The sequence below is a fragment of the Plectonema radiosum NIES-515 genome (assembly GCF_025753815.1).
Taxonomy (GTDB): Bacteria; Cyanobacteriota; Cyanobacteriia; order Cyanobacteriales; family Nostocaceae; genus Hassallia; species Hassallia radiosum_A.
On sequence record NZ_JAOWRF010000154.1, the window covers coordinates 1 to 21,584 of the forward strand.

The window sequence follows — 21,584 nt, forward strand, 5'->3', positions numbered from 1 at the left end:
GGCAGAGAATATTTTCATGAAGCCCTGACGACTGGAAGTCGCGGCTATACAAACGCTCGTCCGCGATTAGGCGGACTAATCTGAGGATAGGGTTTTAAATTTAATCTGGCGAAAGTAATAAAAGAGCATTAGGGAGGCAGTGCGTTGCGGTGAGTCCACTCGTCGTCGGTGGTTGCCTGTACCGTCTATTTGTAGTGGCTCTCCCGTTGGGAGGTCACGAGCGCTATCTGCACCTGCCGTCATTGGGCACCCTCGCATTTCCCCTTTTCCCCTTTTCAAATTCCTACTATCCGTTATCAGCTCTTGTTGAATTCAGAGCGTGAAAATGATTTTGCGTGAAATAAAAACCTTTGTAGAGACGAAGCACATGCTTCGTCTCTACACCAAAATTCATTCCATCAATCACCAACCAGTATCCACTAAAAACTATAGTTTCTAAGGGCATTGATGCCCAAAAATTTGATTCTCTTGCCGACAAAATACCCGAAGATTCTTAGCTGCTACGACTAAAAAACACAGCAGCTAGAACAATTAAACTCAAAAGCACCAAAGGAACCCAGAGATTAGGGATATCTGACAGACTCATAATTAAATTATAAATTAATTAACTTAAGAGCGATCGTAAATTTTACATACAACAGTCTATGTAAAATTTTACACTAATTAGATTGATTAACTTTGAATTTTGAATTTATATGACATCAAAAGAAACAGTAACATGGCTACAAGAACGCACAGCTTTAGGAACTCTTGAAGCTGAAGTGTTAAATGCGATCGCTCAACAAATCGAAGAACAAATCATCCCACCTAAAACCAACCTCGTTGTAGAAAACACTACCCCAGAAGCACTTTACATTCTTATCGAAGGTCAACTCGAAAGCGATAGCAGCAATCAAGCCAACCCAGGGTTAGCGATTGGCTTTCTTAAGGGTGCCGTCATTCACCTGCAAGAATTGCTGTTAGACCAGCCGACGCAACGCACCATCACCACCCTTACAGAATGCCATATTTGGGTTGTGCCTGCCGTTAAATTTCGCGTCTTAGTCAGTGAATACCCGGAAATTTTTCAAGCTGTTTCCCGTCAATTAGCGCAAGAATTGGCGGATTTAACATCAGCCTTTACCTACGAACAAGAACGAGCGATCGCCTTGCGACCATATTTAGTCACCAAAGCCAAGCGGGGAATTGTTGGTACAAGTCGCTATGCGGTGCGTTTGCGCGAGGAAATTCGCGAAGCTGCTACCCAACGCAAATCTGTCTTGATTTTTGGCGAACCAGGCTTAGAAAAAGACAATATAGCTGCTTTAATTCACTTTGGTTCTAAACAGCGACGCGAACCGATTATCAAAGTGAACTGTGGTATCCTTCAAACCAGCGGTGCAGATTTATTCGGACGTGTTGGGGGCAAAGCAGGACTGCTGGAATGGTTGGGGGAAGGTACTATCGTCCTTAACAACATTCAAGAAACTCCGCCAGAGTTGCTGCCACAATTAGTAAATTTAATAAAAAACTCTACGTATAATGCCGTAGACCGTTCCGAAGACCCACCCGTCGCACCCCGCACTTCTCGCGCTCGGATTTTAGTCGTAGCCGAAAAAAATCAGCCGCAAATCGAACGCTGTATCGGTCATAACATCAAAGTGCCACCGCTGCGAGTGCGGAAAGCTGATATCAAAGCTCAAGTAGATTATTACATCAGTCTTTATACTCAAGCTAGAGGTAATTATAAACAAAAATTAGCACCAGAAGCATTGCGTCGCTTGCAATCTTATGATTTTCCTGGCAACTTGAAAGAGTTGGAAAGTTTGGTAGAAAGAGCGATCGTCCAAGCGGGGTCAGCACGAGAGTTAACAGAAGAAATTTTCTGGTCAGCAGACACGAAGAAAAAGCGATTTCGAGTGAATTTGTTGAATGTTTATCCAAATTTGCGGAAATTTCTCCGTAGTCCGTGGTGGACAGATCGCATTAATTATGGCTTTACTGCCGCTGCTTTTGCCTTGATTGTCGCAGTGTTATTTATTGGACCGCAAACACGCGATCGCAATTTCGTTCTTAATCTATTCTGGGCTTGGTGGTGGGCTTTTTTCCTATTTCTCTTTCCCTTTCTCGGTCGGGTGTGGTGCGCTGTTTGTCCCTTCATGATTTACGGCGAAATTACGCAAAAACTCTCTTTATGGTTGTTTCCTCGACAACTCAAACGCTGGAATCGACAGCTAGCTGAAAAATGGGGTGGATGGTTTATTTTTGGACTATTTACCCTAATTTTTTTGTGGGAAGAACTTTGGGATTTAGAAAATACAGCTTACCTTTCTGCTTGTTTACTGCTATTAATTACCGCCGGTGCAATGATTTTTTCTGCCATTTTTGAACGGCGATTTTGGTGTCGATATCTCTGCCCTATCGGCGGCATGAATGGCTTATTTGCGAAACTTTCAATGACCGAACTTCGAGCACAACAAGGTATTTGTTCTGCAAGTTGCACTACTTATCAGTGTTACAAAGGTGGACCACAAAAAGGCGAAGGAATGGAAACTAATGGATGTCCTTTGTACTCGCACCCAGCACAATTAGAAGATAACAAAGACTGCGTGTTGTGCATGACTTGTCTGAAAGCTTGTCCCCATCGTTCAGTTGAGTTTAATTTGCGTCCCCCCGGTATTGAATTGTGGACAACTCATGTACCCCACACTTATGAAGTAGCACTGTTATTTTTACTATTAGGTGGGGTGTATCTGCATCGTTTACCGGAATTGCAATCTTGGTTAGGATTACATTTCGATTTAACCCAGTTTTGGCAACATTTAGGATTTTCGCTACTAGCTTTAATTATTCCGGTAGCTGTTCCCTTTGCGGCATATGGCTTGATGAAAATCATAAATTTTGGACGTAAGCCGAAAGCATTTATAGAACTAGCTTATGGCTATCTACCATTAGTGCTGGGAGGTAACTTAGCTCACTATCTGCGTTTGAGCCTAGAAGAAGGTGGACGCATTCTTCCGGTAACTTTTGCCACTTTTGGTCTAAATGGTGAACAGATGCCTGTATTGGTCGCTCATCCAGCGGTGGTTGACTTTTTGCAAGGTGTCACTCTAATTTTTTCAGTTTTGTTAACAATAGTGCTAACCCAAAAAATTGCTCGTCAATCAATGCGTACACTTTTTTGGCAACACTTAGCAGCTATTACACTAGGCGCTAGTATGTGGGCGATTATAGTGTCATAATTAAAAGTTAGTACAAGCATTTTCAGTATAAGTAAATGAGCGAAATTAAACGTAAAATACTTCGTAGTGAGCGGAAAACCGCTCATAGCTTCGGTATTAAGGAAGGGCGTTTATTTATGCCCATCTACTTATATTCAGGAATTTCTTTCTATAGCAATCCGATGAATTTTGGGAAGAATTTTCGAGTATGACAAATCAGTATGAAAATAATTTATTCACAATTAAATACCGTGTTGAAACTTTGAAAAAACGATATGCTCAAGAGCGTCAATTGTCGCGTATTCCCGTAATGATTGAAGGGGAATTTAAGACTCTTTCACCTGGTGGTCAAAACGTTCTGATTGAAAAGATTATTAGTGAGTTTGCACCACGTTTTACACCAGGAGGAAAACTAATTTATGTAGGGGATACAGATGACAAATTCGCGCATTTTAACGAAGCGGCATTATTAGATTTAGGTGTGACTGTCGATTCTCACGGTAAAATGCCTGATGTAATTATCCATTATCTAAAAAATAACTGGTTAGTTTTAATTGAAGCTGTAACGTCTCACGGTCCAATTAACCCTAAGCGAAAGAAAGAACTTGAAACTATCTTTGCTAATACAAAAATTCCTCTAGTAATGGTGACGACATTTCTTAGCCGTAAGGCTATTGTGGAGTATTTGGCTGAAATTGCTTGGGAAACAGATGTCTGGGTTGCTGAAGATGCTACTCATCTGATTCACTTCAATGGAGAATATTTACTACAGACTTACAAAGTAGATAAATCTGACACAGAACAAACATAAATCACGTTTAGCAGTATGGCAAATTTTCTACAACCCCCAAGATTACCGATTGGTGAAGAAACCGAAGAAGAACGTCGCATTACTTGGCTGGAACTTTTTTATGATTTGGTATTTGTAGTTGCAGTTTCTCAACTGGCACACAATCTCCATGATGATGTCACTTGATCTGTATTTTTTAGCTTTATTGTTTTGTTTATACCGATTTGATAGTTATGAATTGGCAGTACAATGTACGCTACATGTCCTAACCTTGTCAGTCCCTATAATTAAATGTAACTTGATATCCGTATCACTATCAGCGCAACCTAATTATTATCTTTATCTTATTGATTAATTCTTTACGAAATATTAATATCTTAAATACAATATTTATGTAATTATATGGGCAGAGAATAAAAATATAATAATTGAAAGAGACGGTAACAATGTAATTTATGTTGACACGTACAAAGAAAGATTATTCTACAGTGTTGGACATCTTCCCTTCAAAACTCATTGGCTAGCTTCCATTCAGTGTCTTTCTTTAATTTAGAGTTTCCATCACTACCTGTAGAATACTAATTTATCACTTTGACAAGTGACTTTTTCTTATAGCATTTACCGTTTGGATATAACATTTAGTAGCGGCTTGATATTTTTTCAACCCTACAAACAAAGAATTTATATCCAATAAATTTATAATTGCTATATTTGTATAGCTCGCTATCATATTTAGTATTTTTCCGAAACGAGTGAAGGTAATTTTACTGTTGTTATAAAATTTGCTCAATCAGTATGAAAATAGCATTTGGTTTTTAAAACTATCCAAATGCTGATTTTTGCATTCAACATGAATGGATAGACTTGAAAAACTTATAAATCTCTTTTATAGCCTTGTATTTTGGCAGGTCAGTTTATTCTTTAAACTGAAACAAACATAAAAGTGCATTTTTTTTGAAGTCGAACATATTACTCAATAGAAAGCATTTGGAGTCACAAGTGCTTTTTCTATCCTTAGTCATAATTATTGCACTATAAATGCAATTAATAATTTATCAGATTTGCAAAGTTGCTCTACCAAGGTCCGGAAAAAATCTATGTTTGCTAATAATTCACAATCTTTCAACAAAAACATCAAAGTCAGCATATCTCTAGTCACATTTAATCATGAAAAATATATCAAACAAGCAATAGAAAGTATCTTGATGCAAAAAGTAAATTTCAACTATGAAATAATACTTGGGGAGGATTTTTCTAGCGATACAACGCGAGATATTGTCATTGAATATCACACAAAATATCCCGATAAAATTCGCTTAATATTGCCCGAAAAAAATCTTGGTTGCAGTGGTCAAAAGATTTTTGTCCAAACACTTAAAGCTTGCCAAGGTGAGTATATTGCCCTCTTGGACGGTGATGATTACTGGACAGATCCTGAGAAATTGCAAAAACAGGTAGATTTTTTAGATAGCAACCTTGAATGTGCAATATGTTTTCATGATGTTACTACTTTTTTTGAGGATGGAAGTCAAAAACCTCGTAAATATAATGACTTTGAACCAAAGAAAATTTCCACCATCGAAAACCTTTTAAAATGTAATTTTATTCCTACCTGTTCGACAATGTACAGAAAAGGTTTATTTAATGAATTTCCCGATTGGTACGATTCAATAATTTGTGGTGATTGGGTACTTCATATATTAAATTCACAGCATGGAAAAATTGGATACATAAATAGAGATATGGGTGCTTATAGAGTTCATAGTCATGGTGTTTTTAGTGGAATGAGCAGAATCAAACAGCTGCACGAAGTAATTACCTGTTATGAATACTTAAACAAATATTTAAAATTTAAATATAACAAAATTGTCAAATTTGAAAAAGCTTACAAATATCAAGATTTAGCATTAGCTTATAAAGACAACGGTGATTTAGATAATGCTAAAAAATATGCCATAAAATGCCGGGAACTTTTATTATCAGAACCTTTCATAGGAATAATAGTAATTATCAAATTGTTGAAAAGGATATATGTCAGCAAAATGGCTGCTTATAAGTTACGACTTAACAAGACATAAAGTTATATTTTTGATTTATGAATCTCCAAGTAATTGATTGGCAAAATCCATTATGGATGCAAACGCTACAAAAACTACGCCATGATGTTTATCATTTGCCTGAATATCTATATTTAGAAGCAAAAAAAACCAAAACTATTCCTGAAGCTCTTTTGATAGTTGATGGTGATAAAATATTTTTTGTGCCTTATTTACTACGCCGATGTGATGACATAATAGGTGAAGAATCAAATATAAAAGATATTTACGATGTGATCTCACCTTACGGTTATTCTGGTATTCTCTTAAGCGAAGCTGCTGCTAATTCCCCTGCATTTACTAATTTCGCTATTAGTCAATTAAAGTATTTGTTAAGAGAAAAAGGTGTCGGTTCAGCTTTTTTTCGACTGCATCCTATACTTAGCCATAACTTTCATACACTTTTCAGTCCTGGTACTTTCACAGAAATTGGTACAACAGTATCTGTAGATTTAAAACTTTCTAATTCTCAAATATGGGCACAGACTCGAAGGGGACATCAAAGTACAATTAATAAGTGCAAGCGACTTGGTTTTACTGCGAGAATGGTAGATTGTGGGCAATATATAAATGACTTTATGGAAATTTATCATGAAACAATGAATCGTGTCCAAGCGCACAAATCGTATTATTTTAATCACGAATATTTTGCAGACTTGTTAAAAATAGGTAAAAATTTACATTTATGTATTGTGGAATTAGAAGATGAAATATCTGCTGCTTGTTTATTTTTTGAATCTTGTGGAATAGTTCAAGCGCATCTGGGGGGAACGAAAACCAAGTTTTTACATCAATCTCCTTTTAATTTATTGCTAGACTATACCCGATACTGGGCTAAAGAACGTGGGAATGAATTTTTGCATTTAGGAAGCGGTGTAGGAGGAGTTAAAGATAGTCTTTATGATTTTAAGGCAGGTTTTTCTCGACAAAGACACAACTGGCTAAAATTGGGAATCATTACAGACGAAGAGAAATATAGCTATTTAGTTGAATTACGGGCAAAGTCTTTGAGAATTGAAGTTGAGAAACTACTGCAAACTAGTTTTTTTCCCGCTTATCGCATTCCTTATTAAGGTAAAATATATTGACTGCGATCGCGCAAAAATCTTTGCATTCAAGTTGAGCGTAGCCTCTCCTACAGAGAATCGCTGGTATTATCTAGTTACTTTCAGCCATCCAAAAACCTGCTCAACCGTCAAATCGAATGTTAAAAATTTTGGGATTGTTCGGCGATCGCCTGGATCAAACTTTACCAAATCATGTGAGGATGAGTGTAGAGGCAGCACCAGTATTCAGCTTTGCGGCTGAGTGGAAATCAAGCGATCGGACAATTCAACAGACTTGGCAATCTAATTTAAAGACTTGCCCAGGTCCTTAGCCTTGAGACTGCGATAAAAGAGGCGATCGCTTGTTTACAAGTGTCTGGAAACTTTTTCTGGTAGTGGCTCTATTTCCGTATTTTGGGCTTAACTAAACGGTATTGGTCTATATTCTGGTATAGAGGTTTTGGACCGAACGTCTCCCTCGATAAATTAGGGATTTAGGATTTTAATTCGGCAACGTTGGGAAATAAACTTTTTATACTTACCCCCCAGCCGATTCCATCCACTCAATACACTTGTGCATCTGCTGATTCATAATCTCAGCATCAGAATGATACCTCCGCCCATGACCTGGTAACACCCATTCAAATGTATAATTAGCTAAATTTTGCATTGATTTAAGCTGTTCTGACCAAGAATACCAGCAGACATTGCGAAAGCCAATCAACTGTTTATATATATCAGACCAAGCCAGATGATCGCCACTAAAAAGAAACTTCTGCTTGTAAAGTAAAACAGTGTGCCCTTTAGTGTGACCAGGAACGGGAATAATTAACACTTCAGGAGTTAACTCAAATGGTTCACTACCAGTCAGTTGAATTTCTACATTACGAGTAGAAACTGTAATATCGTCAGTGTGAAGAATGCGCTGAGAGTCAAAATGTTCGGCAAACTTTTGATGATCCGCTACATCATCTTTGTGAGTCATATATATGTAACGTATTCCCCCCATTTTTTCTATGCGTTTCACCAACGGTGGTGTAAACCGGGGAGAATCCACCAAAATATTACCGGATGGTAATTGAATCAAATAGCTAGCAGCACCAAAAGAATCTTCAGAATGATAACCGCAGTGGTAAACATTTTCGGCAACTAAAATTGGAAAAGTCAATTGAGCATATTTGATATCTTGCGGCTTCTCAATTGTACCAATGGAACTGGTTGGACAAGCCAACAAAGCTTGTAGCGCAGCCAATCGTTGCCCTTCGTTATTTGGTTGATGATGAACTGCCGATTGTTCACCAACTTCAACAAACACTTCCGGAGCTATCCAACGACAGGTGTCACAATCAATACAGGAAGTATCGACATAAAAATCGCCGGTGACATTTTCCGGACGTCGGAGATTTAAATGAGCCATATTAAACCTGCTATATAAAACTTGACCAAACTTCTTTGGGAAATCAACCCTTCATTACTAGGTTAGCAAAAACGCCAAAAGACTTTTAGTGATATATTTAAGCAATAATTAGGGCTTCGCCCACGAAAAAATTCTTCATCTACCAGTTTAAGCCCCGTTAAAGTTGCTATTTTTCTAAGCGATGTCTTGGGACAAGCCGATACAACGTCTACACCCGAAACTACACATAAGTTTTCATAATTTTTTTTCTTGCTTCCCCTCAAAAGTTACTCGTTATGCTAGCATCAAGATGAGAATTAATTCGGCGACAGCGTTTGTTTTTAGCATTGACAGGTATTCTTCTTTTGGTGTTTACAGACTTCTCTCCGAAATCTAAATCTCCGCACACTCATGATTTTGGAGACAATCTATGTCTATTTATGTAGGTAACCTCTCTTATGAAGTTACACAAGACGCTCTGAGTTCTGTTTTTGCAGAATATGGTTCTGTAAAACGAGTTCAGTTGCCTACCGACCGTGAAACAGGTCGTTTACGCGGCTTTGCTTTTGTCGAAATGGGTTCAGAAGCTGAAGAAACAGCCGCCATCGATGCGCTCGATGGTGCTGAATGGATGGGACGCGATCTCAAAGTTAACAAAGCTAAACCCAAGGAAGACAGAGGTTCTTTCGGTGGTGGTAGTCGTGGTGGTGGTGGTGGTGGCTACAACTCTTCCCGCAGCCGTTACTAACCCTGTTTAGATTCAATTGTTAAGTTAATTGAATTTAGGAAAGGCTCAAGCACTAATTAATGCTTGAGCCTTTTTTGGCATTTTCAAAGCACTTAGGAAACGCAAATTTTTTTGATGTTCCTCACCCGCAGGCTGGAAGCCTGGGGCTAGACGGAGGAAGCCCACGCAGGTAGGTGGGCTGTAAGGCTTTTAGCCCACGCAGGTGGGTTTTGTACGCACAACGCCGCACCCTTCTAGGGTGTCGGATAAAAGCGAAGGTATTGTCAGAAAAAACCCGGTTTATTTCCGCCAACTTTTAGCCAACCAAATGCAACTGACTTGCGACAAAACTAATTACACGATGAGTCAGGGTAAGACTATCAATCACCATACTCAGACACAACAGCATCATGTAAGAGATGGAATAGAGAAATAAATCTTTAGCCAAAGTGCGATCGCCTGGATTGTGTAACAAACGCCAAGCCTTGAAGATAAATAATCCTCCTAAAGCAAGTGCGATCGCTGCGTAGACAATTCCTGTCGCGTGTAACGGATAAACTAACAGCAGTGTAGTTGGCACCAAAACCAGGGAGTAAAACCAAATCTGCCGCACCGTCGCTTCATTGCCCGCGACAACTGGTAACATTGGTATCCCGACTTTGGCGTAATCATCCCGAATCATCAACGCCAAAGCCCAGAAATGGGGAGGTGTCCAGACAAAGACGATTGCAAAAAGTAACCAAGCAACCCAACTTAAAGTTCCCGTGACAGCTGCCCAGCCAACCAGCGCCGGTATTGCCCCCGCAGCCCCACCGACGACGATGTTTTGGGTACTAGAGCGTTTTAGCCAGTGAGTGTAGACCAGAATATAAAACACAATACCGGACATTGCCAGCATTGCGGCTAGTAAATTGGCAAATACCGCCAGCAGACTGAAAGAAATCACACCCAAAGCGATCGCAAAAATCAAAGCATCACGAGGCTGTATTTTACCCGAAGGCAAAGGACGATGGCGCGTGCGCTCCATATCATAATCAATATCTCGGTCATAGATACAATTAATCGTCTGAGCGCTAGCAGCTGCCAAAGTACCACCAGTTAGAGTTACTAACAACAGCAATGGATCTACTTTTCCCTCACCGGCAATCCACATACTACCAGCAGTAGTAATCAATAGCAGCGGAATAATCCGAGGCTTAGTCAGCTGGTAGTAACTTTGAATAACTTGGGGAAATGTTTGGTGGTGCTTCGAGACATTAGTCTCAATCATGTTTGCCCTAATTCCTTATTTGTTCAATAACTTCTGTGCTGTTTTTGTTGCCTCTGGCTTTCATAGTCCAACAAAAAGACAGACTTTTAGCACTTGCCTTCTTAGTTATGGATTAACTCCATCTACACTTGTAGTTGGCGTGACACCAGATGAGTAAGCATTAATACCACGACTAATAGCCAAGTCACGCAACGAGAGAACCGTGAAAACCACTAAAGTAGCCAACAAACAGGCGCCTATAAGTTGGTGAGAAACGGTAAGAGGCTCGACTTGGAGATGTAACTTAAAAGTGGCAACTCCCAACAAAATCTGTAAAACTAGTAGTCCAGCAGTTATCTTAGCTAATTGCCGCAAAGCCGGATGTAGTGCCGGTGTACGTAATGAGAGAAATACTACAGCCAAAGTTGCGACAGTTGGCGGCACCACCCCACCGATATGACTGTACATTACAGCACAAAGTTGAGAACCGCCAAAGCATTGATGTAGTGCCCAGCGAGATCCTACCAAAGCACCAAGCAAACTTTGTAGATAAACCAAAATAGCAGCGGTTAAACTGACCCAAGGTAACTTACCAACAGTTCCAGTTCCTTGGTAAGGAGCGAGTGCTGTGCCGATAACTAGTAGAGTAATGAAAAATAACAATGCCGTTGCCAAATGCGCGGTAACGATATCAAAGCGCAAAAGTTCAGTAACGGTGAGTCCACCCAAGATGCCTTGGAAGACAATTAAAAACAGCGATAAAAGAGAAGCCCAAGGAAGCCATCTGGGTAGATATCGACGATGCCACCAGCTTAATGCAAAAAGAGCGATCGCGCTTAATCCAATCAACGAAGCATCCAACCTGTGAAACCACTCCAGAAAAACTTGAAAATTCATTTGTTTAGCTGGCACAAGTTCCCCGTAGCACAAAGGCCAATCTGGGCAAGCGAGTCCAGCATTCATCACGCGGGTGGCACTGCCTATTGCCATCAAAATTAAGGTGGCTACACAAATTTTCCACACCAAGCGACGAATCATTTCCTTGGGTTTTTGCTGCTTTTGTGCCGCTTCATTTTGTTGTTCTAGGACAAATTCGCTCATGGATGATACCTTCACACCAGCTGTTTGTAAGCCGGAAAAATTCTAATTTGTTACATCTGAGACACTCTGCCCCAAAAGCGCAAGTGTCCTTCTCCTAACCACCCTAGCGTATAAACCAAGGTTAAAGATTAGCTCTGATTTATACTGTGAATGAACGAATCGACTTTTAGCCAAAAGCTTTAGAGAATTTTCTCTTTTGTCAGCGTTTGATTAATGCCAATCATTTAACTCATATAAATTCTTTGTGAAATTTTTGCCTTATATTTACATCTATCCCTAGCAATATCTAGCAAATCCCCCCCCAAGGAAAAATGAGAAAAGCTCTGAAAAAAATTTAAGAAAAATTTCAGACCTATATACTCAATCTCTTATAGGCTGGACTACCGTAGTAAGTAAGCAGCTCTGTCCAAAATAGTAAAGTCATTAACTCTAATCAACCGTGAAAATTCCAAGTTCAATCTGGACGTTACTCATTGGCATCCTGCTGACACTGGTCAGCCTCTGGTACGGTCAAAATCACGGTCTGTTGCCTATAGCAGCAACTGACGAAGCCGATTTAGTGGATGGTCTGTTTAACACGATGATGGTCGTCTCAACGGGTATCTTTTTGCTCGTCGAGGGTATTTTGATTTATAGTGCTATTAAATACCGTCGTCGTCCGGGCGACAACGAAGACGGACCACCCGTCGAAGGCAACGTACCTTTAGAAATTCTTTGGACGGCGATCCCAGCAATTATCGTTCTCGGTATTTCTGTTTACAGCTTCGACGTGTATAACGAAATCGGCGGCTTTGACCCCCACGGCGCTCACGAAGCCCCAATGATGCAGCAGTCGATGAAAATGCCTGGGGCAGCGATCGCCGCAACTCTCAACGACACTCCACCCAGCACAGAACCCAACCGAAATCAGGAAAAATCTGATGCCTCTGGTGTAGGTATTGTTGCTCCCACCATCGGTCAGGTTCCTGGTAAAGAAGGCAAACCACCGGCAATGGTAGTGAACGTTACAGGTATGCAGTATGCATTTATTTTTACCTATCCAGAAACTGATGTTTCCTCCGGTGAACTCCACGTTCCCATCGGACGCGAAGTGGAACTCAACATGAGCGCTAACGATGTTATTCACGCTTTCTGGGTCCCAGAGTTTCGCCTCAAACAAGATATAATTCCCGGTCGGCAAACTGAAGTTCGCTTTACACCGAAAAAAGAGGGTAATTATGACCTGATCTGTGCTGAACTTTGCGGTCCATACCACGGTGCCATGAGAACACAAGTTATTGTGGAAAAGCAGGAAGCTTTTGATAACTGGATACAAGAGCAACTTGTTGCTAGCACCCAAACCCTAAATCAAGCCGTTGCTCTCAATCCAGCGGACATATCACCAGATAAATTTCTCGCTCCTTACACCAAGGAAATGGGAATTGAACCAGCAATACTTCATCAAATTCACCATTAGTCAATAGTCAAGAGTCAATGGTCAATAGTCAGAATTTTGGACTTTGGACTTTGGACTCTTGACTTTGGACTCTGGACTCTGGACTCTGGACTTTGGACTTTTATGACACAAGCACAGTTGCAGGAAACTGCGAATATCCCTGCCCTCAATGAGGAACCAGGGGGAAGAAAATGGCAAGACTATTTCGGCTTTAACACCGACCATAAGGTAATTGGGATTCAATACCTAGTAACAACGTTTGTTTTTTACTGTATTGGTGGGGTAATGGCTGACTTAGTTCGCACGGAACTACGGACGCCAGATGTAGATTTTGTTACGCCTGAAGTTTATAACAGTTTGTTTACGCTGCACGCCACAATCATGATTTTCTTGTGGATTGTGCCAGCGGGTGCGGGGTTTGCTAACTACTTGATCCCCTTGATGATTGGGGCAAAAGATATGGCATTCCCCCGCTTGAATGCTGTCGCTTTTTGGATGATTCCGCCAGCTGGTATATTGCTAATCAGCAGTTTAGTGGTAGGCGATGCACCCGATGCCGGTTGGACTTCCTACCCTCCCTTGAGCTTGGTTACAGGTCAGGTAGGTGAGGGAATATGGATTATGAGCGTCCTTTTGCTGGGGACATCTTCGATTTTGGGGGCAATTAATTTCCTTGTCACCTTGCTGAAGATGCGTACCCCCGGTATGGGTTTTTTCCAAATGCCCTTGTTCTGCTGGGCAATGCTTTCTACTTCAGCACTGACTTTGGTATCAACACCAGTGCTAGCAGCGGGTTTAATTTTGTTGTCTTTTGACTTAATTGCCGGAACGACATTTTTTAACCCGACTGGTGGTGGCGATCCGGTTGTGTACCAGCACATGTTCTGGTTTTACTCGCACCCAGCGGTTTATATCATGATTTTGCCCTTTTTTGGGGCGATTTCTGAGGTGATCCCGGTTAATTCCCGCAAGCCGATTTTTGGATATAAAGCGATCGCCTACTCCAGTCTCGCCATCAGCTTTTTGGGACTAATCGTCTGGGCACACCACATGTTTACCAGCGGTATCCCCGGTTGGTTGCGGATGTTCTTCATGATCACCACCATGATCATCGCCGTACCCACCGGTATTAAAATTTTTAGCTGGTTGGCAACTATGTGGGGTGGCAAAATCCGCATGACAAGCGCCATGTTGTTTGCAATGGGCTTTGTCGGCACCTTTGTCATCGGCGGAATCAGTGGCGTAATGTTGGCGGCAGTGCCTTTTGATATTCACGTCCACGACACCTATTTTGTCGTAGCACACTTGCATTACGTCCTGTTTGGTGGTAGCGTTCTCGGCATTTATTCCGCGATTTACCACTGGTTCCCGAAAATGACCGGACGAATGATGAACGAATTTTGGGGTAAGGTTCACTTTACTCTAACTATCGTCGGTCTAAATATGGCATTCTTACCCATGCACAAGCTGGGAATGATGGGCATGAACCGACGTGTTGCCCAGTATGACCCCAAATTTACATCTCTGAATGAAATCTGCACCTACGGTGCTTATCTACTGGCAGTTTCCACATTCCCCTTCATTATCAATGCGATTTGGAGTTGGATGTATGGTCCCAAAGCCGGCAACAATCCTTGGGATGCTCTTACTTTAGAGTGGATGACTACCTCACCACCAGCGATTGAGAATTTTGACAAACTTCCAGTATTGGCTACCGGACCTTACGACTACGGTTTGGAAAAAGCGAAAGAAGGTGTACCCTTAGACGATCCTAATCCAGTTTTGTCTGGCGGTCCTAACTCTGTATTACGCGCCAAACCAGATCCAACGGTTGCGGCAAATCCCGAAGACCGCAAATAGAAAGTAGGGAGTAGGGAGTAGGGAGTAGGGAGTAGGGAGTAGGGAGTAGGATGTGTGTTTTCATTTTCTCTCTTCTACCCCTAGCTTCTAGCCCAAGCGCCTAAGCGTCCAAAATTTCTTCGACACAGCTATAAATATTAAAGATTCATGCAAAGTCAAACTATTGACCCAGCTCAAACGGCTCTCAACCATCACCACGCGGCAACAACAGAGGCTCATCACGAAGAACATCCAGACCATCGTATATTTGGTCTAATTGTCTTCCTCATCGCTGAGGGGATGATTTTTATCGGACTGTTTGGAGCTTATCTCGTTTTCCGTGCTAGTTTACCTGTGTGGCCCCCAGAAGGCACACCAGAATTAGAATTGTTGCTCCCCGGAGTCAACACTGTCAATCTGATTGCTAGCAGTTTTGTCATGCACAATGCTGACACCGCCATTAAAAAGAACGATGCGCGGGGTATGCAAATTTGGTTGGCGATAACTGCGGCAATGGGTATTACTTTCTTACTAGGTCAGGTATATGAATATACCCATCTGGAATTTGGTTTAACTACGAATTTGTTTGCCAGTGCATTTTACGTCTTGACTGGCTTCCACGGATTGCACGTTACCATCGGCGTTGTGGCGATTCTTGCGGTATTGTGGCGATCGCGCACTAAGGATCACTACAATAGCGAAAAGCACTTTGGCATCGAAGCTGCGGAAATTTACTGGCACTTCGTTGACGTGATTTGGATTATCCTTTTCGGATTGATATACCTACTTTAAGTATCAATTTTTTCTTGATGCTACAACTAAACCTCCATAATGGGGGTTTTTTATTTAAAGCTTTATTTAGACGACATCCTACAAAGCGATAATTTTTTGAAAACTGACAGAAAAAATCCTCAGCCACGCAGATGGTTGACGACTAAACAGAAGTGATACTTTATGAAAAATTATCCTACAATCCTGACTGACGAAATGCTATCGTTATCGATACCACCAGGACTTATTGCAAGATTAGGATAATCCCCAGGTGGAAGTGTTATATTTCTACCTTGAAAGTTAGTATCTCCAAAAACTTGCCAAGTACCAGATACTACTCTGGCAGATGTAATTTTGTCATTCCAAAAATTTCCGATATTTGGCAAATCTTGGGTAAAACTTCCTGATTCTCCTCTGAAGTTAGAATCAGAAAAGACAATCATTTCAGCCATTTGTTTTTCTCCAGAACTAGTTTTTGTTGTCAAAAAAAGCATAAACACTTTCTCAAAAAACTTTTAAGGTTAGTTTCTTGTTTAAAGCGTTTAATTTATTTAGCTTTTTTTCTACAATCTTATGGGTGTGAGTGAAAAGAAATTATGCACTTATTCACAAAAATCTAAGCGCCACCAATTAACTACCTATACAATCCATGCCCTTAGTACCTACCGTTGGTTCTAGGGGTTAATTTTTTATTAGTCCCTAAATAAAAACCTGGTGTAAACCACTATAAGCCAACCCATCTGCTAGCTCCTACAAGGCACGTTACTCCAACTATACATCAATTTAATGCCTATAGTGCCTACCGTCGCTTCTAGGTGCATCTCCACGTTGCTGGTGAAATGTTTCCACAATTGCCTGTGTAGGTGGTGTAGGAGAGACATATAAGCAAAATATCAAAAATTTGTGGTGATCGCATCCAAACCGCTTATCAATCAAAATTTTTGGTCTATGGCGACTTCCAGAAAATATCGGTGCGTTACAGTTTTGCTAATACACCTAGAGTATGGTTTTACCTTTAATTTAGTTGCTCTACTTATTAGCTATTTCAAGGTGATAATCTAGTTACAGGCACTCGGATTATTTCTGTGAAGCTTAACAGAAGATGATTTCTAATGCTTTACAAAGTACCATTAGTGCTATCACCGCAACTTGAGGGTGGTTTCACTGTCACATCGCCGCTTCTACCAGAGTTACTTACTGAGGGAGATACAGTTGAGGAAGTTTTAATTAATGTCCGTGATGCTTTAGCTGCTGTAGTTGAAGCTTATGAGGAGCTTGGACGAAGTTTGCCTGCGAACATGAAGGTTGTTGACGCTGATAACTACATCTAACGTCCGATCGCTTACTTTACAGCAATTTTCATGTATTTAGACCACACTCTTGTTTCTTTATTTCTTCCTTTGCGACTTTGCGACTTGGCGTGAGATAAAAATAATGTGGTTTATTTACTTGAAAATCGCTGTAATTTACTGACTGCGCCAAAGTTTAACTTTTTTATCAAAACCACCGCTAGCCAGCATTTGACCATCAGGACTAAAAGCGATCGCACTCACCCAATCTGAGTGTCCATAAAGTGTCTTTATTAACTCACCTGTAGTCAAATTCCACACTTTAATTCCATCTCTACCAGCACTAGCTAAAGTTTGTCCATCTGGATTGATGGCGATCGCATTCACCCAGTTATCATGTCCTGTGAGAGTTTTACCTAGTTTTCCACTGTTCAAATTCCAAAGTTTAATCGTGCGATCGCCACTAGCAGTAACTAAAGTTTTTCCGTTTGGTGTAAAAACTACCGCGCTAACTGTATTAGAATGCGCTGCAAATCCACGAATTAACTTACCACTACTCAAATCCCACAGTTTAACTACACCTTTATTATCACCGCTAGCAAGGGTCTGACCATCTGGACTTATCGCCAGAGTAAAAATTGCATTATCAAATCGTGCCAGAGTTGCTAGGGGACGCTGCTGTAACAAATCCCACATGCGAATTCCGTCTAAAGCACCACTAACAAGAACCTTACTATCAGGCGACACCGCTAAAGACAATATATTACTGGTATGCCCAACAAAAGAGCGGATAAAGTAATTGTTTTTCAGGTTCCAAAGATTGATCACATTGTCACTACCACAGCTGACTAAAGTTTTACCATCCCGTGAAATCAGCAAATATTCTACAGCTGTTTTGTGCGCTTTGCGAATAGTTCCTACCCTTTTACCATTGTGTGTATTCCACAAACGAATTACACCCTCATTTTCAGCACCCCCACTCACCAGAACTTTGCTATCTGGACTGAAGGCTAAAGATTTAATCGTTCCTGCGTGTCCACTAAAACTATAAAGTAACTGTGGATTAGCAAAGCTTTGAGGAGCTTGGGATGGTATTACCTCAACATTAGCATCAGCCGCACGAACACAAAACCCTTCCCAGAACGTAAGAGGAAGGGCAACAGATGTAGCAAATGCAAAAATAATATATGGACGAAAGAAAATACAGCCCCTACTTTTTCCCTTACTCCTCACTCTTTTTCCTCACTTTTTCAATAGGCTTATATCTTGCACCTTTAGGCATAAACAATGAATTGAACAGTTTTTAGTAGCTAATTTTACATAAATAAAATATTCTCAAACAGTCCTCTTTCCGAGGACTTCAGCTATAAGAGAGGGACTTATAGTCCCTGGCAGTCGGAAAAGCTATAAATACTTAGTAACTTTTTTCTTGCATGACATGTTGGTGCAAGATGTGAGTAGGCGCGTTAATTAATTTTTCCAGCCTTACGAATTATAAGTTACGAGTTATTACTTAACTTTAGTAGAGACGTTCCGGACAGAACGTCTGTACTTAGGTAGAGACGCGATCGGACGAAGTCTCTACAAGGATGGTTTTTTCTTAGAAACGGTTAGCAGTGGTAAAGCAGAGCTAGACGAGCGAGAGGGCAAATAATGTTGCACCACAGGCTCTTCTGGCAAAGGACGACTCTGCTGGATGCTTAACCAGCGCCATCCAAGGGTTATACCAGCAGTTCCCAAACCAAAAGCGAACAACGACCAGCTATCGTCAAATCCACCAATTAGCGCTTCGATAATGCCCATCGTGATCAATGCACTAACTAATGGTTCTCTACGATACGCTGACTTCAAAAAACGAGGTAATACAGCATTCATCTTTTGCTTGATTGGTTTTTGTTCACAAAATAGGCGTAAATTTACCGAGAATACCTCACCCGAACAAGCCACTTTTAATCAGAGCCACTTCAGAAATTATAATTATCTTTAGTAGGGGGAGAGAAGTGTAGAAATTAAGCAGCTTGCATATACTTGCAAGTCTAGGATAACACTTACACTCAAAGCGTGTGCCCCGTTGAGCATTAAACGACTCGCAAGGCAAGGTAATTTGCAATTAAGTTGTAATTTTAACTAGTTAAGTAAGTCGGTGATAAAAATTCAATGTAAATGTATATGAAGAAATATAAGTTGTGTGTAGGGGAGCCACTGCGTTGCGTGGGTTTCCTGCGTTGAAGCAAGTTGCGTTGTGTTATGTCCTAGATCGCACCTGGAATTGTTGACGGCGCCGTACTTTCGCAGCTAACGCACCCTACATTTAAATTTCTTAACATAGCTTGAAATGTCAGCACCGACTTACTTAGTACTAACTAGTTCAAATTCGATTTACCGACGCTTACAACTTTTAACAAGCTGGCAGAAGTAATGGTGAAGCTTGTGCGATCGCATCTCTACCTTAGACCCAGCCATGATAGCACTCCTTGGTTGGTGAAAAATTCAATCCCCACCATCAACATGAAACCAATCATGGCAGCTCGACCATTCAAGCGTTCAGCATATTCATTAAAGCCAAATTTCGGCTCTTCTAATTTTGGCGTAACGGTCGGTTGTGGTTGTGTCATCATAAATAACTCGTATTTTCGGCAAACTGAACTTTACATTGATAAGTCGGAACAACGGAAATGAAACAGCATAGTAGTGCTCAAATGCCAACTAAAAAATTGGCAAAATTTCCGCACTATTGCCCTTGCGTAACATTTTTTAATTATTCTTTATATATTCTAAGAATACTGGAGCAATAGTCAAGGGCAATTAGAAAGACGACAGGTAAGGATAATACAACTAGCCTCATAAATAATTAGCTATCTCTAATACGGAAGTAGCAACCTAGAAACTGGCAGGCTAAAGTTAAACAAAAAATCAATCAGAGGCAGTAAATGGAAGTTGGTGTTCCCAAAGAAAGTAAAGATCAAGAGTTTCGGGTAGGGTTGAGTCCTTCTAGCGTGCGGGTGTTGGGGGAAAATGGTCACAACGTTTTTGTCGAAACACACGCTGGTACTGGTGCTGGATTTACAGATGATGATTATAAAAGCGTTGGGGCAGAAATTGTTTCTACACCTGATGCAGCTTGGAATCGGGATTTAGTTGTCAAGGTGAAAGAACCACTGACATCAGAGTACAAATTTTTACAAAAAGGGCAGTTACTGTTTACTTATTTGCATTTAGCAGCCGATCGCAAATTGACCGAGCATTTAATAGATAGTGGTACATGTGCGATCGCCTACGAAACTGTGGAACAACCTGGTGCCAACAAATTACCTTTGCTCTCTCCCATGAGCATCATTGCCGGTCGTTTATCGGTACAATTTGGTGCCAGGTTTCTCGAACGTCAACAAGGTGGTAGAGGTGTTCTTTTGGGCGGTGTTCCCGGTGTTAAACCAGGTAAAGTAGTAATTTTAGGCGGTGGTGTCGTTGGCACAGAAGCCGCGAAAATTGCTGTCGGGATGGGTGCTACTGTCCAGATTTTAGATGTTAATGTTGAGCGTTTATCTTACTTAGAAACTTTATTTGGCTCTAGAGTCGAACTCATCTACAGTAACTCTGCCCACATCGAAACTGCGCTCATTGAAGCCGACTTGCTTATTGGTGCAGTTTTAATTCCCGGACGTAGGGCACCGATTTTAGTCAAGCGTGACTTAGTTAAACAAATGCGTCCTGGTTCTGTAATTATCGATGTTGCCGTGGATCAAGGCGGTTGCGTAGAAACTTTACATCCTACATCTCACACCAACCCTATATATATAGAAGAAGATGTAGTTCATTATGGCGTTCCCAATATGCCAGGGGCAGTACCTTGGACAGCAACTCAAGCTCTCAACAATAGTACCTTACCATACGTTGTCGAGTTAGCAAATCTCGGAACTAAAGCGTTAGAAATTAACCCAGCGTTAGCCAAAGGTGTAAATGTACAGAATCATCACTTAGTCCATCCTGCGGTGCAGTCAGTTTTTCCGGACCTAGTAAATTAGTTTTTTCCGATACTTAGCTTACTCATACCTACGTATTTATATAGGATTTACGCAGCGGTTCAAATTCCGTTGAAATGCGTAAGTCCTATTTTTGTATGGGGCAGCAATGCTTCGCTCGACTTGATCCATTTTGACTAAATCCAAAACCTGACCTTGAAACCTTTGTCGGGTGGTAGTTTTAGTTTTTGGACTTGATCGAAAATCAGTCATATGGAAAAAGTATTTGCCACAAAGCTAGGGTTTTTGCCAAAAAAACAAACCCGATTTTTTAATTTTGGATCAAGTCGAGCTTAGGGGAAAAGGTACAAATCAAGTGGAATCGCGGGCAAAAGCACCCCTGATCCTTTTCAGGCACAGCATTTTAGCCCCACCCGCAAGTAGCGTGGTTTTTCTCCCCCCGCTAGAGTGCAAATAGCTGCTTTTTAACTCGGCGAGTTTTTAATAAGTACTTATTTATTTGTCAATAGAATTAATCAAAACTTTAGGCTAATATTTATTACTTTGTAATTTTTTTACAAATAAGAAAAAATAACATTACGTGTTCCTTGAATAAAGATTACTTAAAGCTCAGAAAGAATAGTTATAATGAACGAATAAGAAAAAGAATTGCCTAGAACAATGCT

General features: G+C 40.7%; 20 protein-coding genes. 12 read left to right on the forward strand and 8 right to left on the reverse strand.

Going from position 1 to position 21,584, the window contains the following annotated elements:
- Positions 1-75: 75 nt before the first annotated feature.
- Positions 76-258, reverse strand: a complete 183-nt coding sequence (locus tag OGM63_RS10295; protein ID WP_263745426.1) for a hypothetical protein — start codon at positions 256-258, stop codon at positions 76-78.
- Between the two features lie 437 nt (positions 259-695).
- Between OGM63_RS10295 and OGM63_RS10300 the strand changes: the two genes are divergently transcribed.
- From OGM63_RS10300 to OGM63_RS10325, 6 genes are all read left to right on the forward strand, one after another.
- Entirely contained in the window at positions 696-3,221 is a 2,526-nt protein-coding gene (locus tag OGM63_RS10300) for a sigma 54-interacting transcriptional regulator (protein ID WP_263745427.1), read from the forward strand.
- 187 nt (positions 3,222-3,408) lie between these two features.
- Positions 3,409-4,011, forward strand: coding sequence for a BsuBI/PstI family type II restriction endonuclease (locus tag OGM63_RS10305; protein ID WP_263745428.1), 603 nt, complete (start codon positions 3,409-3,411; stop codon positions 4,009-4,011).
- A 15-nt stretch (positions 4,012-4,026) separates the two neighbouring features.
- Positions 4,027-4,176: a low temperature requirement protein A gene (locus tag OGM63_RS10310; protein WP_263745429.1), complete on the forward strand. Its 150-nt coding sequence runs from the start codon at positions 4,027-4,029 to the stop codon at positions 4,174-4,176.
- A 911-nt stretch (positions 4,177-5,087) separates the two neighbouring features.
- The gene (locus OGM63_RS10315) at positions 5,088-6,068 is read left to right on the forward strand and encodes a glycosyltransferase (RefSeq protein WP_263745430.1); all 981 of its coding nucleotides are present in this window, start codon (positions 5,088-5,090) and stop codon (positions 6,066-6,068) included.
- A gap of 56 nt (positions 6,069-6,124) precedes the next feature.
- Entirely contained in the window at positions 6,125-7,159 is a 1,035-nt protein-coding gene (locus OGM63_RS10320; RefSeq protein WP_263745431.1) for a GNAT family N-acetyltransferase, read from the forward strand.
- 131 nt (positions 7,160-7,290) lie between these two features.
- Positions 7,291-7,464 carry a hypothetical protein gene (locus tag OGM63_RS10325; RefSeq protein ID WP_263745432.1) on the forward strand — a complete coding sequence of 58 codons (174 nt, stop codon included), beginning with the start codon at positions 7,291-7,293 and terminating at the stop codon, positions 7,462-7,464.
- Positions 7,465-7,670: 206 nt separating this feature from the next.
- Here the strand turns inward: OGM63_RS10325 and OGM63_RS10330 are convergent, their stop codons facing one another.
- Positions 7,671-8,549, reverse strand: a complete 879-nt coding sequence (locus tag OGM63_RS10330) for an MBL fold metallo-hydrolase (protein WP_263745433.1) — start codon at positions 8,547-8,549, stop codon at positions 7,671-7,673.
- 409 nt (positions 8,550-8,958) lie between these two features.
- Here OGM63_RS10330 and rbp point away from each other — a divergent pair, with 409 nt between their 5' ends.
- On the forward strand, positions 8,959-9,276 hold the full coding sequence (gene rbp / locus OGM63_RS10335; protein WP_263745434.1) for an RNA-binding regulator: 318 nt from the start codon (positions 8,959-8,961) through the stop codon (positions 9,274-9,276).
- A gap of 295 nt (positions 9,277-9,571) precedes the next feature.
- Here rbp and OGM63_RS10340 read toward each other — a convergent pair whose 3' ends face one another.
- On the reverse strand, positions 9,572-10,525 hold the full coding sequence (locus OGM63_RS10340; protein WP_263745435.1) for a heme o synthase: 954 nt from the start codon (positions 10,523-10,525) through the stop codon (positions 9,572-9,574).
- 105 nt (positions 10,526-10,630) lie between these two features.
- Positions 10,631-11,605, reverse strand: coding sequence for a COX15/CtaA family protein (locus OGM63_RS10345; protein ID WP_263745436.1), 975 nt, complete (start codon positions 11,603-11,605; stop codon positions 10,631-10,633).
- A gap of 439 nt (positions 11,606-12,044) precedes the next feature.
- On the opposite strand from OGM63_RS10345, the gene OGM63_RS10350 reads away from it, so the two are divergent.
- The 3 genes from OGM63_RS10350 to OGM63_RS10360 all read left to right on the forward strand — a co-directional run bounded on the left by OGM63_RS10350 (position 12,045) and on the right by OGM63_RS10360 (position 15,671).
- Positions 12,045-13,061, forward strand: coding sequence for a cytochrome c oxidase subunit II (locus tag OGM63_RS10350; protein ID WP_263745437.1), 1,017 nt, complete (start codon positions 12,045-12,047; stop codon positions 13,059-13,061).
- A gap of 102 nt (positions 13,062-13,163) precedes the next feature.
- Positions 13,164-14,900, forward strand: a complete 1,737-nt coding sequence (ctaD, locus tag OGM63_RS10355) for a cytochrome c oxidase subunit I (RefSeq protein ID WP_263745438.1) — start codon at positions 13,164-13,166, stop codon at positions 14,898-14,900.
- 147 nt (positions 14,901-15,047) lie between these two features.
- On the forward strand, positions 15,048-15,671 hold the full coding sequence (locus tag OGM63_RS10360; protein ID WP_263745439.1) for a cytochrome c oxidase subunit 3: 624 nt from the start codon (positions 15,048-15,050) through the stop codon (positions 15,669-15,671).
- Positions 15,672-15,841: 170 nt separating this feature from the next.
- Here OGM63_RS10360 and OGM63_RS10365 read toward each other — a convergent pair whose 3' ends face one another.
- Positions 15,842-16,144, reverse strand: a complete 303-nt coding sequence (locus OGM63_RS10365; protein ID WP_263745440.1) for a beta/gamma crystallin-related protein — start codon at positions 16,142-16,144, stop codon at positions 15,842-15,844.
- A 618-nt stretch (positions 16,145-16,762) separates the two neighbouring features.
- On the opposite strand from OGM63_RS10365, the gene OGM63_RS10370 reads away from it, so the two are divergent.
- Complete coding sequence (locus OGM63_RS10370) at positions 16,763-16,981, forward strand: type II toxin-antitoxin system HicB family antitoxin (RefSeq protein ID WP_263745441.1); 219 nt, start codon at positions 16,763-16,765, stop codon at positions 16,979-16,981.
- A gap of 135 nt (positions 16,982-17,116) precedes the next feature.
- Here OGM63_RS10370 and OGM63_RS10375 read toward each other — a convergent pair whose 3' ends face one another.
- The 3 genes from OGM63_RS10375 to OGM63_RS10385 all read right to left on the reverse strand — a co-directional run bounded on the left by OGM63_RS10375 (position 17,117) and on the right by OGM63_RS10385 (position 19,554).
- Positions 17,117-18,172 carry a WD40 repeat domain-containing protein gene (locus tag OGM63_RS10375; protein ID WP_263745442.1) on the reverse strand — a complete coding sequence of 352 codons (1,056 nt, stop codon included), beginning with the start codon at positions 18,170-18,172 and terminating at the stop codon, positions 17,117-17,119.
- Between the two features lie 348 nt (positions 18,173-18,520).
- Positions 18,521-18,814: a hypothetical protein gene (locus OGM63_RS10380; RefSeq protein ID WP_263745443.1), complete on the reverse strand. Its 294-nt coding sequence runs from the start codon at positions 18,812-18,814 to the stop codon at positions 18,521-18,523.
- Between the two features lie 569 nt (positions 18,815-19,383).
- Positions 19,384-19,554, reverse strand: a complete 171-nt coding sequence (locus OGM63_RS10385) for a CAB/ELIP/HLIP family chlorophyll-binding protein (RefSeq protein ID WP_375340477.1) — start codon at positions 19,552-19,554, stop codon at positions 19,384-19,386.
- A 315-nt stretch (positions 19,555-19,869) separates the two neighbouring features.
- Here OGM63_RS10385 and ald point away from each other — a divergent pair, with 315 nt between their 5' ends.
- Positions 19,870-20,961 (forward strand): alanine dehydrogenase, encoded by a 1,092-nt coding sequence (gene ald / locus OGM63_RS10390; protein ID WP_263745444.1) that lies wholly within the window; start codon positions 19,870-19,872, stop codon positions 20,959-20,961.
- The last annotated feature ends 623 nt before the right edge of the window (positions 20,962-21,584 follow it).

Excerpts from the sequence above, each read along its gene's own strand:
- OGM63_RS10315 (WP_263745430.1), top strand. The coding sequence starts at position 5,088 with ATGTTTGCTAATAATTCACAATCTTTCAACAAAAACATCAAAGTCAGC.
- OGM63_RS10360 (WP_263745439.1), top strand. The coding sequence starts at position 15,048 with ATGCAAAGTCAAACTATTGACCCAGCTCAAACGGCTCTCAACCATCAC.
- ctaD (WP_263745438.1), top strand. The coding sequence starts at position 13,164 with ATGACACAAGCACAGTTGCAGGAAACTGCGAATATCCCTGCCCTCAAT.
- OGM63_RS10340 (WP_263745435.1), bottom strand. The coding sequence starts at position 10,525 with ATGATTGAGACTAATGTCTCGAAGCACCACCAAACATTTCCCCAAGTT.
- OGM63_RS10385 (WP_375340477.1), bottom strand. The coding sequence starts at position 19,554 with ATGACACAACCACAACCGACCGTTACGCCAAAATTAGAAGAGCCGAAA.
- OGM63_RS10300 (WP_263745427.1), top strand. The coding sequence starts at position 696 with ATGACATCAAAAGAAACAGTAACATGGCTACAAGAACGCACAGCTTTA.
- OGM63_RS10310 (WP_263745429.1), top strand. The coding sequence starts at position 4,027 with ATGGCAAATTTTCTACAACCCCCAAGATTACCGATTGGTGAAGAAACC.
- OGM63_RS10370 (WP_263745441.1), top strand. The coding sequence starts at position 16,763 with ATGCTTTACAAAGTACCATTAGTGCTATCACCGCAACTTGAGGGTGGT.
- OGM63_RS10365 (WP_263745440.1), bottom strand. The coding sequence starts at position 16,144 with ATGCTTTTTTTGACAACAAAAACTAGTTCTGGAGAAAAACAAATGGCT.
- OGM63_RS10325 (WP_263745432.1), top strand. The coding sequence starts at position 7,291 with ATGTTAAAAATTTTGGGATTGTTCGGCGATCGCCTGGATCAAACTTTA.
- OGM63_RS10330 (WP_263745433.1), bottom strand. The coding sequence starts at position 8,549 with ATGGCTCATTTAAATCTCCGACGTCCGGAAAATGTCACCGGCGATTTT.
- OGM63_RS10295 (WP_263745426.1), bottom strand. The coding sequence starts at position 258 with ATGCGAGGGTGCCCAATGACGGCAGGTGCAGATAGCGCTCGTGACCTC.
- OGM63_RS10305 (WP_263745428.1), top strand. The coding sequence starts at position 3,409 with ATGACAAATCAGTATGAAAATAATTTATTCACAATTAAATACCGTGTT.
- ald (WP_263745444.1), top strand. The coding sequence starts at position 19,870 with ATGGAAGTTGGTGTTCCCAAAGAAAGTAAAGATCAAGAGTTTCGGGTA.
- OGM63_RS10380 (WP_263745443.1), bottom strand. The coding sequence starts at position 18,814 with ATGAATGCTGTATTACCTCGTTTTTTGAAGTCAGCGTATCGTAGAGAA.
- OGM63_RS10345 (WP_263745436.1), bottom strand. The coding sequence starts at position 11,605 with ATGAGCGAATTTGTCCTAGAACAACAAAATGAAGCGGCACAAAAGCAG.
- rbp (WP_263745434.1), top strand. The coding sequence starts at position 8,959 with ATGTCTATTTATGTAGGTAACCTCTCTTATGAAGTTACACAAGACGCT.
- OGM63_RS10320 (WP_263745431.1), top strand. The coding sequence starts at position 6,125 with ATGCAAACGCTACAAAAACTACGCCATGATGTTTATCATTTGCCTGAA.